The organism is Bacillus cereus group sp. MYBK14-1, from assembly GCF_051916885.1.
GTDB classification, from domain to species: Bacteria; Bacillota; Bacilli; order Bacillales; family Bacillaceae_G; genus Bacillus_A; species Bacillus_A cereus.
Genome location: NZ_JBQAHM010000006.1, coordinates 276048 through 294186 on the forward strand (window position 1 = coordinate 276048; position 18139 = coordinate 294186).

Genomic DNA, 18139 nt, shown 5'->3' on the forward strand with positions numbered 1-18139 from the left:
CCGAATAATTTCTGTCCTTTCACATTCAATATATGCATTTAAATGGAAATCAAGGTGTAAATTTATGCCTTGATTTTTTCTTGTAATCTTTTTGTCATATTCAGATTCCCACATAAGCCTTGACAGTAATCGACATGCTCTTTAGAATTTTTAACAGTTGGTAAATATTTCTTCACTACATTACAGACAGAAAGGAATCGACAAATTATGAAAAAGTATCTTGCCGGTCTTGCGGCAGTGTCTGTAGCAGGAGGAGCAGCACCTACACTTGATAGTGTTCAAGCTGCACCTGAACAAAATACACAAAAGGCTGCTACAACTGTCCAAGCTTCTGCGTCAAACAACTCATCTTATACGGTAAACGCGAGCGTCTTACATGTTCGTGCGGGATCAAGCACTTCTCACGACATCATCTCACGCGTTTATAACGGTCAATCACTAAACGTGATTGGCGAAGAAAATGGTTGGTTCAAAATTAACATTAACGGAAAAACAGGCTTTGTTAGTGGCGAATTTGTATCAAAAAGTGGAGCAGCAAACAACAATGTAAGCACAGGTGGAAATAATAAAGTTACCGCTGATGTATTACGTGTACGTACAGCTCCTAACACTTCTAGTTCTGTTTCTGGACGTGTATATGAAGGACAAACATTAAACGTAATTGGACAAGAAAATGGTTGGGTGAAAATTAACCATAATGGACAAGTAGGTTATGTAAGTGGCGAATTCGTATCTGGCGTTTCTTCTAATGCAGGTTCTTCAAACAACAATACGAATAATAACAACCAAGAAGTAAAACCAGCAAGCGGAAACTATACAGTAAATGTATCTTCCCTTCGCGTTCGTACAGGTCCTAGCACTTCTCACACAACTGTAGGTTCTGTCAAAAAAGGACAAGTAGTACAAGTTGTTGGCGAAGTTCAAGATTGGTTCAAAATCAATTACGCAGGACAAACTGCTTATATAAGCAAAGACTACGTAACAAAAGGCGGTTCTAACGAAAACGTTACAGAAGGCAACAAACAAGAGCAAAACAACAATGGAACTATTCAAACTGGCGGTTCTTATGTAGTTAACGCTACATCTTTACGTGTTCGTACAGGCCCTGCTGCTTATCATAGTGTAATTGGTGGCGTTTTAAACGGTACAACATTAAACGTAGTTGGATCTGAAAACGGTTGGTTTAAAGTAAATTACCAAGGAAAAACAGGCTTTGTTAGCAGCGAATTTGTAAAATTCGTTAAAGGTGGCACTACTACTCCTGAGCAACCAAAACAACCTGAAAAACCTAACCAAGGTACAATTGGTGACTACTACATTAATGCTTCTGCACTAAATGTACGTAGCGGCGAAGGTACAAATTATAGAATCATAGGCGCACTTCCACAAGGTCAGAAGGTTCAAGTAATCTCTGAAAACTCTGGATGGAGCAAAATTAACTACAACGGTCAAACTGGTTATATCGGAACACGTTACCTATCTAAAACACCAGTTGGAGGCGCAGTAGATAATAAGCCTAACAATAACCAAAATAACAATCAAAACAATAACAACAACAACAATAATAATACAGGTAATAATAGCGGCGACAGTTCTTCCGTACTTGCATACGCAAAATCAATGCAAGGTGTACCATACGTTTGGGGCGGAACTTCTGCTAACGGTGTTGACTGCAGTGGCTACATCTACCACGTATTTAAGAAATTTGGTCATAACATTAGCCGCCAAAGTGTTGCAGGATATTGGAGTAGCCTACCACAAACTTCAAGTCCACAACCTGGTGACTTAATTTATTTCCAAAACACTTATAAATCTGGTCCTTCTCACATGGGTATTTACCTTGGGGGCGGATCATTTATCCAAGCTGGAGATAAAGGTGTAGCAATCGCTTCATTAAGTAACTCTTATTGGAAGAGCCACTTCTTAGGATACACGAAAGCACCTTAATTAATAGTTTCAAAGCCTTCTAGTTTACTAGAAGGCTTTTTTGCTATGAGTTCAACATATTACTCCCTTTCTCCTACCTTCTCTCTACAAAAATAATGTATCCATTCTTCCATTTCATACACTTTATTCTGCAAAAACAATGCATAACGTTATCATAATGTATATATTCCCATAAAAAACATAACCTATTTCATGTCTATTTATTTCATATGTGTTTTTTTGAAGAATTTTCTTTTTATTTAAACTTTTCATTAGACGTTTGACCTCCGATGTCCATTATGATAAGTTACTTAAGATGTTATATTCGTAAACGTATAGACAACTGGTTTATACACTGTTTTTACTATGAGGAAGGAGCATACACTGCATGAATCTTTTATGGGGAATTGGCGGCGTGATTGGAGTATTAGCAATTGCATTCTTACTATCTTCCAACCGCAAAGCTATTAATTGGCGCACAATTTTAATCGCGCTAGCATTACAAATGTCATTTTCATTTATCGTATTACGATGGGACGCTGGTAAAGCAGGTTTAAAACACGCTGCTGACGGTGTTCAAGGATTAATTAATTTTTCTTACGAGGGAATTAAGTTCGTTACTGGGGATTTAGTCAACGCAAAGGGACCTTGGGGATTTGTATTCTTTATTCAAGCACTACTTCCAATCGTATTTATTAGTTCATTAGTAGCAATCTTATATTATTTCGGTATTATGCAGAAATTTGTTAGCATCGTTGGTGGTGCATTAAGTAAACTTCTTGGAACTTCTAAAGCAGAAAGCCTAAACTCAGTAACGACTGTATTTTTAGGACAAACTGAAGCTCCAATTTTAATTAAACCTTACTTAGCACGCTTAACAAATAGTGAATTCTTCACTATTATGGTAAGCGGTATGACAGCTGTTGCTGGATCCGTTCTTGTCGGTTATGCAGCAATGGGTATTCCGTTAGAGCACTTATTAGCAGCTGCAATTATGGCGGCTCCATCGAGCTTATTAATTGCGAAACTAATCATGCCAGAGACAGAAAAAGTAGATAATAACGTTGAACTTTCTACAGAACGTGAAGACGCAAATGTTATTGATGCAGCTGCACGCGGCGCATCTGAAGGTATGCAACTTGTTATTAACGTAGCAGCAATGTTAATGGCTTTCATCGCATTAATCGCTTTATTAAATGGATTATTAGGATGGGTTGGTTCTCTGTTCGATATTAAACTTAGTCTTGATTTAATCTTCGGTTACTTATTATCACCATTCGCAATCTTAATCGGGGTTTCTCCTGGTGAAGCGATACAAGCAGCAAGCTTTATCGGTCAAAAACTTGCAATCAACGAATTCGTTGCATACGCAAACTTAGGACCACACATGGCAGAGTTCTCTGACAAAACAAATCTAATTTTAACATTTGCAATCTGTGGATTTGCAAACTTCTCTTCTATCGCAATTCAATTAGGTGTAACAGGAACGTTAGCTCCTACTCGCCGTAAACAAATTGCACAATTAGGGATTAAAGCAGTTATCGCTGGTACATTAGCGAACTTCTTAAACGCAGCAGTTGCAGGTATGATGTTCCTATAAACTTATATAGAGTCTTCTCTTTCTACAAGAGGAGACTTTTTTCATGCAATCCAAATGTCTTTTGTGCATCTATTAATCACTTTATACCGAATATAAGAACATTATGATACAATAATGTTTAAGTCTTTTTATTTTTCTAATGAAAATAGAGATACTACTTGTTGTTGCCCTTCAAAAGAATGTAACGACATGGTCAATTTCTTAATAATTGCGCATACTACAAGTATCTATTGATGAAATAGCTTTAAGGAGGAAAGTTTTGTGAAAGATAAGTTCTATAAAATCCTCTCTATGTGGATTTTACAAATTGTATTTTATTTTACTACTGTACATGTGACGAAATATGAGCATGCTCTTATTTTTACAATAATATACGTAATCGTAAATGTACTATTCTTATTTTTAGCTGACAAAACAGCATTTGTTTTCTTCATACTAGGAACCATTATTTCCGTATTTTATTTGTTCTATCAAGCATGGCTTCATTTATGGAGTACATCAGATCAATGGCAATATATGATTATCCACTTCCTGATGGCAGCTAACTTCTTTATTGTATATATAACAACTCACCTATTGAAAAAAGTAATTCATGAAAATAAAACTTTAACTGAGCGTGTGAGAACATTAGAACAATATATTGGAGAATCAAAATTACTAACAAGACAAGAATTCGAGAGACGCCAAGCATTATTAACAACTGCAATGAATCGTCGTAATGAAACAGGCGTTATCATTTACTTTGATTTCACTTCCTTTAGTAAATATACGAAGGAAAGTGTTATGGACCGTGTAGCTTCCTTATTAGTTGAAACGGTAAGGAATGATTTTGACCTTGCTGCTGAATATGATAATAATACGCTAGTTATTTTATTACAAAACACAAATGAAGCTGGTGCTGACATTGTAATGAACCGCCTAAAGCCAAAAATGGAGCAATGGCTTGCTGCTGAAGCAATCCGAGATATAAAAATTTCACGCGAGCACATTGGAAACAAAGGACAGACACTGTTATGATGACTCTCGTTATACTTCTTTTATTCCTTCTGTTTTGCGTACTCGTTTTTTGGATTAGTATCACATTTTCAATTAAATATGTACTGATTTTTACGGCCTTTCTATTCTCTGGTTTACTCGTTTACTACTCTTTCTTAACAATTGCGGGCTTAATTCATCGAAATAGCAAACGAAAAGATCGTACGCTAGAACATTATCCGAGCGTCGATATTTTCATACCTGCCCATAATGAAGGCGTCGTTATTAAAGATACTTTAGAGGCGATGGCGAAGATTGAATATCCTGGAAAGCTAACTATTTATTTATTAAATGATAACTCTCAAGATGAAACACCTGAAATCGGCGATGATTTCGATAAAGCTTATGCTCATATTCGTCATATTCGTGTTCCCCCCGGTGAACCGAAGGGTAAATCACGTGTACTAAACTATGGGCTTAGTATTTCAGATGGTGAATACTTCTGTGTGTACGATGCAGATAACCAACCTGAACCACACGCACTGCGAATGCTTGTAGAGCACGCTGAAACAACTGAAGATGCTGTTGGAGCTGTTGGACATGTTCGTACAGTAAACGAAAAGCGAAACTGGCTGACGCGAATGATTTCACTGGAATTTCAAATCTTCCAGCTCCTTATGCAATCTGGACGCTGGTTACTATTCCAAACAGGCTCACTGACAGGAACAAATATGCTTCTTCGTCGCTCCGCACTAGAAGAGCTTGGTGGCTATGACCCTTATGCAATTGCAGAAGATGCTGAATTAACATTACGAATTACACAAAAAGGTTATCTCTTACCAATCGTCCCAGAATCAGTTACTTGGGAACAAGAACCAGAGCATTTAAAAATTCTTATTAAACAACGTACACGTTGGCTCCAAGGGAATTTATACATTTTAGAAAAAATGTTCTCGTCATTAAGTTTCTTTAAAGGAAAACTTCTCGTCCATTCCTTACAACAAGTTCTAGTGTATGTTGTATTTTGGCTATTCCTAATCATTTCAAACGTTTGGTTTGTAATTGGGCTACTCGGGATATTCCAAATTCAATATAGCATTCCGCTACTATTTATGTGGTATGTCGCATATATTACATATGTTTCTCAATTATTTAGTGCCCAGAGTGTCGAACGAACCTTTACACCGACTAATATTTTTATTAGCGTTATTATGTACTTTACGTACGCACAGCTCTTTACGTACTTATTTATTCGTAGCTTAATCTTATACTTACGTGCAAAGAGCAAGAAACAAGTCATTGGCTGGGATAAGACAGTTCGATTCAAAAAAGATAAATAATAACAATAAGCACAGAGCGCCGTATGCTCTGTGCTTATTTATTGCCGTATAAATTATATATCAGACAATACCCCTTAGCTGAAAGTAATTTCACGTCCATCCCCCAACGAACGATCGACCTTCATTTATATACGAAAAAGTGATTGCTATTTTTGTAGAACCAATTGCTTCTCTTGCTGTTCTTTGCGCGTTTCAGTCTTAGGTTCCGTGCTTTCTTGGACACTACGATGTGCCACACGTTTCAAACAAATATGCTTCCACTTTCTTTCGTAACGTTTCATTATTCTAGATGTCCCCCTTGAATGCGCTTTAAAACTATTTGAAATCGCTTACAGGAAATAATATAGCACATATATATAAACGTGACAACACATTTCCGACATATTTTTGACAAAAATACGAATAGAATTCGTAAGGTATCGAATATTGTCGAAACCTATCGTTTTTTCTTCGTATAAAAGGCATACTACTTATATGGTAAAGTATTTTATTTCCCCTACCCGCATTTCAAATTCCTTCTATATAAAGTGAAACTTTCATTAGCCATCATCAATCGGGCTTTTACAAGCAGCTCGACTTATTTGCTTTTGCTGAATTTTGAGATGGGGTTCTTACTGCTCGGCAAATAGAGGGATAAAAAAAGAGCTGATATGAAATCAGCTCTTTTCCTTTTATTATTAATGACGCTTCATACGCCCTTCTTTTTGTAACTCTTTAAATAATGCTGCCATCATAAAGAAAATAACGAAGACGAACGGGAATGCTGCAATGATAGCTGCCGTTTGTAAGGCTTCTAATCCGCCAATATATAATAGCGTAGAAGCTATCGCGGCTAGAACGATACCCCAAATCATTTTAATACGATTTGGTGGGTTTAAACTACCATGTGTCGTTAACATTCCTAAAACAAATGTTGCAGAGTCTGCAGATGTAATAAAGAATGTTGCAATAAGTAAAATACCTAAAACTGATAAAGCTGATCCAAAGCTGCCCATCTGATCGAACATAGCGAATAATCCTACTTCTGTTCCCATTTCTTTCACTTTGTCGAAGATATGTGCATCACCAAACAGCTCCATATGAATACCAGTACCGCCGAACACAGAGAACCAAAGTGCACCAATTACGGTCGGCACAAGTAACACACCGATAACAAACTCACGAATCGTACGACCTCGTGAAACACGAGCAATAAACGTACCTACGAACGGTGACCACGCAATCCACCATGCCCAATAGAAAATTGTCCATGACTGAATCCATTGATTCCCACCTTCGTCTAATGGACTTAAACGGAAACTCATACTTGGCAATTCCTGAATATAAGAACCGATTGTTGAAGTGAAGTAATTCATAATAAAGTTTGTTGGACCTGCAAATAATACAATGATCATAAGTGCAAATGCAAAAATAATATTCGTATTACTTAAATATTTAATTCCTTTATCAAGACCTGTTTGCGCAGATAACATAAATAATACTGTTACGATTGCAATAATAACTAACTGAGTCGTTAATGAGTTCGGGATAGATGTTAAATAACTAACACCACCTGCAATTTGTTTCGCACCAAGACCTAATGACGTTGCAACACCAAATACAGTTGCGAAAACAGCTAACACATCAAATGAATGAGCAATACGCCCGTGTTCCCCGCCCTTAAATAACGGACCTACTGTCGCACTAATCGTACTTGCTTTTCCTTTTCTAAAGGTAAAGTAAGCAATACATAACGCTACAAACGCATATAGTCCCCAAGGATGTAATCCCCAATGGAAAAACGAAAAACGCAGTGCAAGGCGCGCACTTTCCTCAGTTGCACTATCTCCAAACGGAGGTGCGTATAAATGGTTTAATGGTTCGGCAACGCCCCAGAAAACTAAGCCAATACCCATACCAGCACTAAATAACATAGCAAACCATGTCATATAACTATAATCAGGTTCATCATCATCTTTACCTAAACGAATAGAACCGTATTTCGAAACAATTAAAAAGATAGACACACCTAAAATAATAGACACGGAAATAATATAAAACCACCCGAACTTACTAACTAATGCAGTTTGAATTGCGGTTGTTACATTTCCTAAGCTACCTTTTCCAATAATAGATTCGGGAATAATCCCCCAAATTGTAAATGCAATACATAATGTTAATGAAACGATGAATGTTTTTGTCAGTTTCCTCATCAAATCCCCCTTCGTAGGTTTCGCTTTTGTAAATAACATAAATTCCGATATGTAAAATCGGATAGAAAACTATAATTTTGCGGTGATTTTCTTACTTTCACCTTCACCAATTCGAATTCTTATGGACAGCCTTACCTTTCGTATAACCTTTTCACTCTGCAAGAGCTACAAGTTAGAAATACTGCTGTCAAATTGTGTGAGAAAAACGCGGATAGGAATGTATTTTCCTAAAAAAGGATGTGTTACATATGTAAAAAAGGGCAAAGTTCTTCCTTGCAACCCTTTCGTTTTGTAACAATTATGCGGTTTTTTTGCTAGTATGTAGCACGTGTTTATAGCTTCACAAACAAAATGTTTATGTTTATATAACTATATTACCCATAAAACGGTAAAATACTCAAGGAATGTAATCGTTTAGTAAACATCATGTAACATTCCTGTAATATTTTTATTTACGTCGAAAAAAACATGTTGTATTAAATATTTTGAATATAACTAGAAACCTATGAGTCATATAGAATGAAAAACGCTTTCCTATATTTTTTGTTATATTACAGGATGTTAACGACTTATTACGAATGGTTTGTAATTGTGTGTTTTCCCCAAATCCGAAAAAATCTGTTGCTATAATGAGGACACGAAAACAAACGCAATGGAGGCTATCATGAAAAAATTAATTGGTATAGCAACAGCAGCAGTTTTTGGTCTTGGGATTTTCACATCATCTGCTAATGCAGAAACTGTTGTAACAACAGACGTACTAAACGTACGCGAAAACCCTACTACTGAATCAAAAGTTGTCGGTAAATTACTAAACGGTAATAAAATAGATGTTCAAAATACAGAGAACGGATGGTCAAAAATTACTTTAGACGGTAAAGACGCATTCGTAAGTGCAGAGTTCACAAAAAGCATCTACTACGTAACAGCTAACGTATTAAACGTACGTGCTGAAGCGAACACAAACTCAGAGGTTCTTGGAAAGTTGAAGAAAGACGATGTAATCGAAACAACGAACCAAGTACAAAATGAGTGGTTACAATTTGAATATAACGGGAAAACAGCTTATGTTCATGTTCCTTTCTTAACAGGTACAGCACCTGTAATTGAGAAACAAGAAACAACTGCTCCTGCTAAAGCTGCAGCACCAGCTAAGGCTCAAGCACCTGTAGCACAAGCAAAACCAGCTGCTAAGCCTGCTGTGAAAGCTGCTGAAACTAGCACACCATCTGGTGGTCGTGAGTTAACAGTTGTAGCTACAGCATATACAGCTCACCCGAGCGAAAACGGTGGCACATATGGCGGCCGTGTATTAACTGCAATGGGTCATGATTTAACTGCGAATCCAAACATGAAAATGATCGCTGTTGACCCGAAAGTAATCCCATTAGGATCTAAAGTATGGGTAGAAGGTTACGGAGAAGCTATCGCTGGAGATACTGGTGGTGCAATTAAAGGTAACCGTATTGATATCTTACTTGGATCGGATAGCGCTGCTCAAAAATGGGGACGCAAAACTGTTAAAGTGAAAATTTTAAAATAACCAATGACTGCTAAATTACAAGCCGGTTCTCTTTATTGAGAGCTGGCTTTTATTTATTTATAATACATATAAGGAGGCTACGCCCATGAATGTACAAGCAAAAGTAGACTGGATTGGTACGCCAAAACCGTACATATATAAAGATGAAGTGACATATAACGCTACTTCTATTGATTTTTCACTCGCTGGCGATGATAACCGCTATAAGTTAATTGTGCTCAAGTCTGAAAACAATACACATTACAAAATTGTGCAATATGGAATAAAACCAGGCTCTCAAAAGCCATTTCCTATCGACATTCCATTTGAACAAAACATGTTACCAATTATAGAGCAAATATTACATGATCCATATGTACAAGCGATACTAAAGGAAACACACTCATAATTGTAAAAAAATATATCAACGATTTTTCAATTATATCTATCATAAATCGCAATATATCAACGATTTTTCGATTATATCTATCATAACTTACGATATATCAACGGTTCGACACGAAATATCGATTTAGCTACAAAAAAGAAGCTGTTCAAATATTGAACAGCTTCTCTCATATTAACGAGTTGGACCAGATACATCTTCTGATTTCAACGTATTATTTGCACCAAGAGAATGATACAACATCTTTCCATTTCCATTCACAGTTACAATATGTTCGTTATTAAAACTTTTGAACTTCACAGATCCATCACCGTAACGAATATGATACTCTTCATATGTCGTTACTTTATATTTCGTAGCACTTTGACGCTCTACATTACGAACTTCCATCGTTAATAAGTCTTCTGTAATTCCTTTTTTGTGTAAATACTGTATATAATCACGGTCTTCCTTATACGATTTCCCGCTCTTATCATAATTATTTTCAATTAAACTAAAATCATTTAATGAAATTGCACGTACGTTATCATAAATATGATTTCTTACAAATTCGCCCACTGCTGAACTTGATGTTTCTTTCGGGAATTTTAAGTAATATGTGCTTTGGTCTCCAATTTTAACACTTTCAGATTTCATCACACCAAGATCAGTAGTTTTCTCTAAATGTACTTCTACTGTTTCATCTGTGGATACAGGGCCAAGCTTATAACTTCCATAATTTAATTTTCCACGTTTTTTCCCATTCACAAATACAGTTGCATCACTTTCATCAGAAGAAATGCTTACATACTTGCCTTCAAGCGATAAATCCACTTTCACCTTCTCGCTCTGTTCATCCGCTAAATCTACTTCTTTCTCTGTTTCTAATTCAGTAAGTTCTGTCTTGGCCGTTGCCTTTACAACATATGTACCTGGGAAGTATGGCCCCAACTCTTTCGAAGTTTTATCACTAGAAAGCTCTGCTTCTTTTTTGTCATTCACATATATTTCTGCATTTTTTGCAGTTGTACTAACGCTCATATAATAAGATTTCATGCTGAACTTATACTTTGGATATAAGAACCACTCTTTTCCCTCTTCTACTATTTCCCCGTCCTTAAATGAAGATTTATCTTTTGTTAACTTTTGATCTACTGTCTCTTTCTGTAAATAAGACAGTAATTGTTTGTTGTAAGAAGGATTCTCTTGTAAATAACGCATGTACGCTTTAAGATCCTCTGTCTTAATCTTTAAGCTTGAATCATTTGCTTTTACAAACTCATCAATTGCATTAATATCTTTCTTTTGGAATGCTTCAATCATTACATTTACTTGCTTTTCTTTTGAAAACTTATATGCTCCAAATTTATATGCCCCAAATAATAATGCAGCAATAATGGCAAAACCAATGATTAAAAATAAATTTTTCTTACTTTTCACTGGTTTTGTCTCACTTTGTAATTCTGTATATGAAGCAGCAGTGTTATCAACGATTACTTCTACTTTACTCCCACACTCAGGACAAAAGTTCAAATGGTCTGCAACGTTCTTTTTACATGTTCCACAAAACTTCAACGTGCTCTCCTCCTATTTTTTAGCTAATTTCATTCCAGCAAATGCTGCTACATATGTCACAATAAAACTAAACAAAATTAAATATGTAAATGAATTTTGCATAGATAGTACTGTTCCGCTTGTTCCAAATAAACTTGTTACAGTTCCTGAAGCATTAATTTGGAACTTAGAAATCATATTCATTACAATCATCATAATTGTGTAAGAACCACTGCATACCGCTAATGTAATATATATATTGGCAGTCGGTAATTTAGCTAACTTTCTTCCCGCTCTAAACATAAAGAACAATGGAATAATAAGCAGTAATAAACCGTAATGGAATACGTTATTCACTTTATCAAATTCTGCAAGGCTTCCCTCATTTGCTCCTTTTGAAATCAATATCTCTCTAAGCTCTACGCCATTTACAGAGACGCCTGATATAAATGAAAACGATAGTGTGCTCTCATATGCATTTGATTTCTTACCAATTCTAGTAAATTCCTTACTAAGTGCTGGACTTGATACTTCTAATGGCGCAAAATGAGCCATACTCCATAATTGAGGTGTTAACTCTAATGCTAATAATGTACTTTCAGATTTTAAAGTTGTTATTTCTTTTAATGGTTCAATACCGTCTTCCTTACTTACTAACGCCATAATACAAACCGCTACTGCTGTTACTAAAAGTCCTTTTATCATAGCCGAAACACCGTAATAAACAGACGCTCCATATGGCATTAACTCTTGAAATGCTGCTGCCATATTGTTTTTGCTTGTATGAGCAATAAATCCTAATAAGGTAAATAATGTCCCACATACAAAACCACTCAATAAACTCTTCATCGCTGAATAGCCAACCGTAATCTTACCTGCTTCTGAGAATGGGATTGCAAAAGATTGTGATGCTATAAAACTTATAATGAATAAAAAGACTCCATAAATAATACCAACTGTTGCCGCCATAAAGATTTGATCTTTAATCGTTTTCGCAACATGCTGTTTCCCTAACCAAATTCCTGTACCAGCGAAAATAATAAATGGAATGATTAATAATAATGTAAATGGAGTATGCCAAGATAAAGAAAATATCAATCCACTATCATCGTTAGCTGTAAAACCAAGTAAATGGTAACTTAACATCGTAGAAGTTGCACTCGAATAAAAACTTGGCAACATTTCTAATTCTTTCGCAAATTTGCTAAACATCTCACTTAACATAGAGGCAAATAATAAACTACCAATCCAACCAGCAATTAACATGAGAATACTTGCAACAGCCCCACCAATAAAACCTTTTTGTAAAACGGCTTTATCTGCTTTAAATTCAACTTTAGGAGCACCATCCATTGTAGGCAATTTTACAGTTTGTTCTTTTTTCTTCACAACAGATAAAGAATACCCACACTCTTGACAATATAAATTTTTTTGAGCATTTTCACTGCCACAACCTCTGCAGTATTTTGCAGTATCTTTTTCTAATGTTACTGCATCTATAGCTCCTGCAATCTCCATACTACCTTCATTTGGGCAATAATTTACTTCTTCACCATGTTGTTTTCCACATGTGCGACAATACATTTAATTCACTCCCCACTTTGCTTAATTCCACAAACTGGACAGTAAGTAGAGTTTTTATCGATATGCTCATTACATGAAATACAATTTACCGTTTCACCTTCATTTTCTACTGCTAACATCGGGTTAGGCTTTCCACACGAACCACAAAACTTATCATTTATTGATAAAGGTCCACCACATTCACATGTAGCTTTTTCACCTTGTTGTTTTTGCAATTCAACAATGCGCTTTCTTGCTTGATAAATAGCTACATCAAATTCTTGAACTGGAGCAATCATTTCTTTTAAGCTCGCTTCATTTACTCCACTTCCTCTTAATTGAACATACACTTGCTGTCCAACCTCTAATAGAACCTCTGCTTTTTTCTGCATTTGCACTTGCATTCCCTTTTTCAATTGAGCAATTTCTTGTGCAACTTGCAACTTCATTTTCCCTTGTTCTATTCCTTCTTGTAACTTATTCATTCCACTACCTAACTTCGTCTGTAAATCTGACAAATCATTTCTCCTCCTATACATATATATTTATATATGAAATTAACATTTTATATATTACCATGATTTTCAAGTTATGTAATCCAAATTTCATTTTTTCTGTTTTGAGCATTTTTTGTTTATAATGGTAAAGGAAAGAAATATGTGTACGGAGGAATATTATGCTGCAACACTCAATTACGAAAGATGAAATTATGATGATTGCGAATGAGTTCGTTCAAGGACTAGATCCACAGCAAACAGCTGATCAGGAACATGTCGCTACAGCTCGGCACCTATATCGTAGTGGTGTTGTCTACAACGTTGACTTTGATGGTTATACACTATCAGGAACTGTAGATGCGGAAGGCAACGTATATAGCGTTCATATTCCGATTCGTAATGTCGCTGAAAGTTATTGTGATTGCTTCGCACCAACACAATGTGAGCATATGCTCGCTGTATTACTATCTGCAGCGTCTAGTTTCGGGCAAGTAGGAGATGTATTAACTTTATTTAAAAATAATACGAAACCTTCCCTTCCTCCTATTCGAACTGCAAGACAAGTATTGCAATCATCAGCTTTTGAAGAAACGGATTATAAAAGTTGGGAATCATATTTTGAAAAAGAATATGAATCATTTAAAAAAGAACAAGCTCGCCTTACTTATAAACAAATGTATTTTCTTATGAGTATCTTTACAGATTTCTATACGAAACTTGAGCGGAAAGCTCCGCGCGTCATCGCCATACATGAATTATTCAGGTTACATGCGGCACTTTACTGCTTTCAAAAATTATTAGAAGAAATTCAGGCATTCGAAGCAAACAAAACGTATTCTTATCACCAACCTGTTAATGTCGTTCGCCTATTTGTAGATAAAGTGGAATCCATCGTTCGGGACTTACAATCAGAAGCGATTCCTTCAGAATCTGAAATAATTTTGCAAGAAACAGCTCGTCTTGTTCATGAAGTATTCTTCTCTACCGACGCTTATACGCAAGAGCGATTTTTCATTTATCGCCACATATGGAGTGAACTTTTAAACAATAAAGAGAAAATGCAAGAGGAAGAAAAACGAATCGATACGAAAATTAATCCACTATCTAAAGCATTAGCGTCTTCTCACCTTCTCTTTTTAAATGAAGAAGATCTACTAGCGATGGACTTACTAAAGAAACAACCTGCTTCTGTTGTGAGTCTATACTTCTATTGGTTAGAAGAACTATTAAGTGCCATGCAGTGGGATCGTGCGAAAAACTGGCTTTCCTTTACGTATAAACAAGTAAAGAAAACGGTCCAAGATCACGAAAATACGATTTTTATAAAAGATATTGTTCGGCTATTTGTAATCATGTATGAAACATATGCAACACATACAAATGAACAAGCTGGTTTTGAAATGATCTTGCAGGAACTATTACCGTATAGTTTCACAAACTATGAACAGTACGTACTCGCGAAAAAACAGTATCGTACATGGGTAGAGCTTCATCTCTTATATGGGTTTGAAGCAATTGAACTGTTAAAAGAACCACTGAAAGATATTGAGAAAGAAGCGCCAGAAGCAGCACTTCCTCTTTATCATCTTGCTGCTGTAGAGGCAATTGAAGAACGAAATCGTAAATCATATAGACGCGCAGTTCGTTACTTAAAGAAATTACGTACATTATATAAACGATTAAAACGCACCGATGAATGGGATGCTTTCATTATTCACATCGCCAATCTCCATTCACGTCTGCGTGCACTACAAGAGGAATTACGGAAAGGAAAATTAATCGATGATCAATCAAACTGAAGTAACAATTAGGCTCCAGCATGTTAGTCAAGGTTGGTTCCTTTGGGGAGAAGATGACAGCGGTACTCCATTATCCGTAACAAGTTGGAAACGACATGCATTCACATGGCACTCCACTTCTTTCTACGGTACGTTTCTAAAAGAAGCAACCTTCGAAGGAAAACAAGGTGTGCTACTAACAAATGCACAAGCCTTTGAATACATTGCAAACAAACCGATGAATTCCTTTGCACATATTCAACTGAACGGCCCTATTACAGCACTTACAAAAGATGCAAATGAATTATGGGATGCCTTTACGAGTGGTAGCTTCGTACCAGATATCGAGCACTGGCCCAAACAACCATCTTGGAAAGTTCAAAATACGCCAATTGAAGATGACACATTAGCATCTCTTTTCTCAGCAGCAGTTAATGAAAGCATATTACAAGATAATCGCTCAAATGACGGCTGGGAAGATGCTAAAAGACTATATGAACATTACGACTTTACGAAAAGACAATTGGAAACAGCACTACATGAAGAAGATTGGCTTCGAAAAATTGGTTATATTGAAGATGATCTTCCGTTTACAATCGGACTAAGACTGCAAGAACCACAAGAAGAATTTGAAATGTGGAAACTTGAAACAATCGTGACACCAAAGCGCGGGGCGCATCGCATATATGTATATGAAAACATCGATTCCTTACCGAAAAGATGGCACGATTACGAAGAACGGATTACAGAAACACAAGAAGGTTTTAGTAAGCTCATACCGTGGTTAAAAGAAGGAGATACATTCCGAAATGAGCTCTTTGAAACAGAAGCTTGGAACTTCTTAACAGAAGCAAGCAATGAATTACTTGCAGCCGGCATTACAATTTTACTACCATCATGGTGGCAAAATTTAAAAGCAACAAAACCGAAATTACGTGTCCAGCTGAAGCAAAATACAGTACAAACACAATCGTTCTTCGGTATGAATACGCTCGTTAATTTTGACTGGCGAATTTCGACGAACGGCATTGATTTATCAGAAAGCGAATTTTTTGAACTCGTTGAACAAAACAAACGTCTATTTAATATAAACGGTCAATGGATGCGACTAGATCCAGCCTTTATCGAAGAAGTAAGGAAACTCATGAACCGTGCCGATAAATACGGACTAGAGATGAAAGATGTCCTGCAGCAACATTTATCAAATACGGCTGAAACAGAAATTGTAGAAGATGATAGTCCGTTTACTGATATTGAAATTGAACTAGATGGATATTATGAGGAACTATTCCAAAAGCTGCTTCATATTGGAGATATTCCAAAAGTAGATGTCCCTACTTCACTAAACGCAACACTTCGTCCGTATCAACAACACGGCATTGAATGGTTATTATATTTACGAAAGCTTGGATTTGGAGCATTGCTAGCTGACGATATGGGACTCGGGAAAAGTATTCAAACAATCTCTTACTTACTATATATAAAAGAAAATAATCTCAAAACAGGCCCTGCATTAATCGTAGCGCCGACATCTGTTCTTGGAAATTGGCAAAAAGAATTTGAGCGTTTCGCACCGAATTTACGTGTTCAATTACATTACGGAAGTAATAGAGATAAGGGCAATTCTTTTGAAGATTTCCTTCAATCAGCAGATGTTGTATTAACATCTTATGCATTGGCTCAACTCGATGAGGAAGAACTAACTTCATTATGCTGGGATGCTGTTATTTTGGATGAAGCACAAAATATTAAGAACCCGCATACGAAACAGTCGAAAGCAGTACGAAACTTACAAGCAAATCACAAAATCGCTTTAACTGGTACGCCGATGGAAAATCGCCTTGCTGAACTTTGGTCCATTTTCGACTTTATTAATCATGGATATCTCGGAAGCTTAGGGCAATTCCAACGTCGCTTCGTCACACCGATTGAAAAAGATCGTGATGAAGGAAAAATCCAGCAAGTTCAACGGTTTATCTCACCATTTTTACTGCGTCGAACGAAGAAAGATCAAACGGTCTCATTAAATTTACCAGATAAACAAGAACAAAAAGCTTACTGTCCTCTTACTGGTGAACAAGCTTCCTTATATGAACAACTTGTTCAAGATACACTGCAAAATGTCGAAGGATTAAGTGGAATTGAAAGACGCGGCTTTATATTACTTATGCTGAACAAGCTAAAACAAATTTGTAATCATCCAGCTCTTTATTTAAAAGAAGAAGAGCCACAAAATGTCGTTGAACGCTCTATGAAAACAAAAACGTTAATGGAGCTCATCGAAAATATAAAAGATCAAAATGAAAGTTGCCTAATCTTCACTCAATACATCGGCATGGGGAACATGCTAAAACGTGTGCTAGAAGAAAAATTCGGCCAGCGTGTCCTCTTCTTAAACGGTAGTGTGCCGAAAAAAGATCGCGACAAGATGATTGAGGAGTTCCAAAACGGAACGTATGACATTTTCATCTTATCCTTAAAAGCTGGCGGAACAGGATTAAACTTAACCGCTGCCAACCATGTCATTCACTACGATCGTTGGTGGAATCCAGCTGTGGAAAATCAAGCAACAGACCGCGCATATCGCATTGGTCAAAAACGATTTGTTCATGTTCACAAACTCATTACAACAGGAACATTAGAAGAAAAAATTGATGAAATGCTAGAAAGAAAACAATCTCTAAACAATGCGGTCATCACAAGCGATAGCTGGATGACTGAACTATCAACAGACGAACTAAAAGAATTACTTGGTGTATAAAGTGAAACTTTAATCAGTGGAGGTTTTACTCCCCGCAAAAAAAGCG

The 18139-nt window shown here is 36.3% G+C and carries 12 protein-coding genes; 8 read left to right on the forward strand and 4 right to left on the reverse strand.

Annotation, left to right across the window (positions count from 1 at the left end):
• The first annotated feature begins 207 nt into the window (after positions 1–207).
• The 4 genes from ACTFR3_RS18140 to ACTFR3_RS18155 all read left to right on the forward strand — a co-directional run bounded on the left by ACTFR3_RS18140 (position 208) and on the right by ACTFR3_RS18155 (position 5841).
• The gene (locus tag ACTFR3_RS18140; RefSeq protein ID WP_440044641.1) at positions 208–1947 is read left to right on the forward strand and encodes an SH3 domain-containing protein; all 1740 of its coding nucleotides are present in this window, start codon (positions 208–210) and stop codon (positions 1945–1947) included.
• 367 nt (positions 1948–2314) lie between these two features.
• The gene (locus ACTFR3_RS18145) at positions 2315–3526 is read left to right on the forward strand and encodes a NupC/NupG family nucleoside CNT transporter (RefSeq protein WP_001051029.1); all 1212 of its coding nucleotides are present in this window, start codon (positions 2315–2317) and stop codon (positions 3524–3526) included.
• A gap of 261 nt (positions 3527–3787) precedes the next feature.
• On the forward strand, positions 3788–4543 hold the full coding sequence (locus ACTFR3_RS18150; protein WP_000653220.1) for a diguanylate cyclase domain-containing protein: 756 nt from the start codon (positions 3788–3790) through the stop codon (positions 4541–4543).
• Entirely contained in the window at positions 4540–5841 is a 1302-nt protein-coding gene (locus tag ACTFR3_RS18155; RefSeq protein ID WP_000988751.1) for a glycosyltransferase family 2 protein, read from the forward strand. The genes ACTFR3_RS18150 and ACTFR3_RS18155 overlap by 4 nt, the downstream gene beginning before the upstream one ends.
• Before the next feature lie 677 nt (positions 5842–6518).
• On the opposite strand, the gene opuD is transcribed toward ACTFR3_RS18155, so the two are convergent.
• Positions 6519–8033 (reverse strand): glycine betaine transporter OpuD, encoded by a 1515-nt coding sequence (opuD, locus tag ACTFR3_RS18160; RefSeq protein WP_001229103.1) that lies wholly within the window; start codon positions 8031–8033, stop codon positions 6519–6521.
• Positions 8034–8697: 664 nt separating this feature from the next.
• Here opuD and ACTFR3_RS18165 point away from each other — a divergent pair.
• Together ACTFR3_RS18165 and ACTFR3_RS18170 are read left to right on the forward strand one after the other, a co-directional pair.
• Entirely contained in the window at positions 8698–9576 is an 879-nt protein-coding gene (locus ACTFR3_RS18165) for a cell wall-binding protein EntA (RefSeq protein WP_000733328.1), read from the forward strand.
• An 85-nt stretch (positions 9577–9661) separates the two neighbouring features.
• Positions 9662–9964 carry a DUF3910 family protein gene (locus ACTFR3_RS18170; RefSeq protein ID WP_001102539.1) on the forward strand — a complete coding sequence of 101 codons (303 nt, stop codon included), beginning with the start codon at positions 9662–9664 and terminating at the stop codon, positions 9962–9964.
• A gap of 171 nt (positions 9965–10135) precedes the next feature.
• Here ACTFR3_RS18170 and ACTFR3_RS18175 read toward each other — a convergent pair whose 3' ends face one another.
• From ACTFR3_RS18175 to ACTFR3_RS18185, 3 genes are read right to left on the reverse strand one after another with little or no spacing between them, the layout of a single operon-like run.
• Positions 10136–11515: a zinc ribbon domain-containing protein gene (locus ACTFR3_RS18175; protein ID WP_440044642.1), complete on the reverse strand. Its 1380-nt coding sequence runs from the start codon at positions 11513–11515 to the stop codon at positions 10136–10138.
• Between the two features lie 12 nt (positions 11516–11527).
• Positions 11528–13078 carry a zinc ribbon domain-containing protein gene (locus ACTFR3_RS18180; RefSeq protein ID WP_440044643.1) on the reverse strand — a complete coding sequence of 517 codons (1551 nt, stop codon included), beginning with the start codon at positions 13076–13078 and terminating at the stop codon, positions 11528–11530.
• Positions 13079–13083: 5 nt separating this feature from the next.
• A complete protein-coding gene (locus ACTFR3_RS18185; RefSeq protein ID WP_001281753.1) occupies positions 13084–13575 on the reverse strand; it encodes a zinc ribbon domain-containing protein in 492 nt (163 codons plus the stop codon).
• 158 nt (positions 13576–13733) lie between these two features.
• Between ACTFR3_RS18185 and ACTFR3_RS18190 the strand changes: the two genes are divergently transcribed.
• Positions 13734–15353, forward strand: a complete 1620-nt coding sequence (locus ACTFR3_RS18190; protein ID WP_440044644.1) for an SWIM zinc finger family protein — start codon at positions 13734–13736, stop codon at positions 15351–15353.
• On the forward strand, positions 15337–18093 hold the full coding sequence (locus ACTFR3_RS18195; protein ID WP_440044645.1) for a DEAD/DEAH box helicase: 2757 nt from the start codon (positions 15337–15339) through the stop codon (positions 18091–18093). Before ACTFR3_RS18190 ends, ACTFR3_RS18195 begins: the two co-directional genes overlap by 17 nt.
• The last annotated feature ends 46 nt before the right edge of the window (positions 18094–18139 follow it).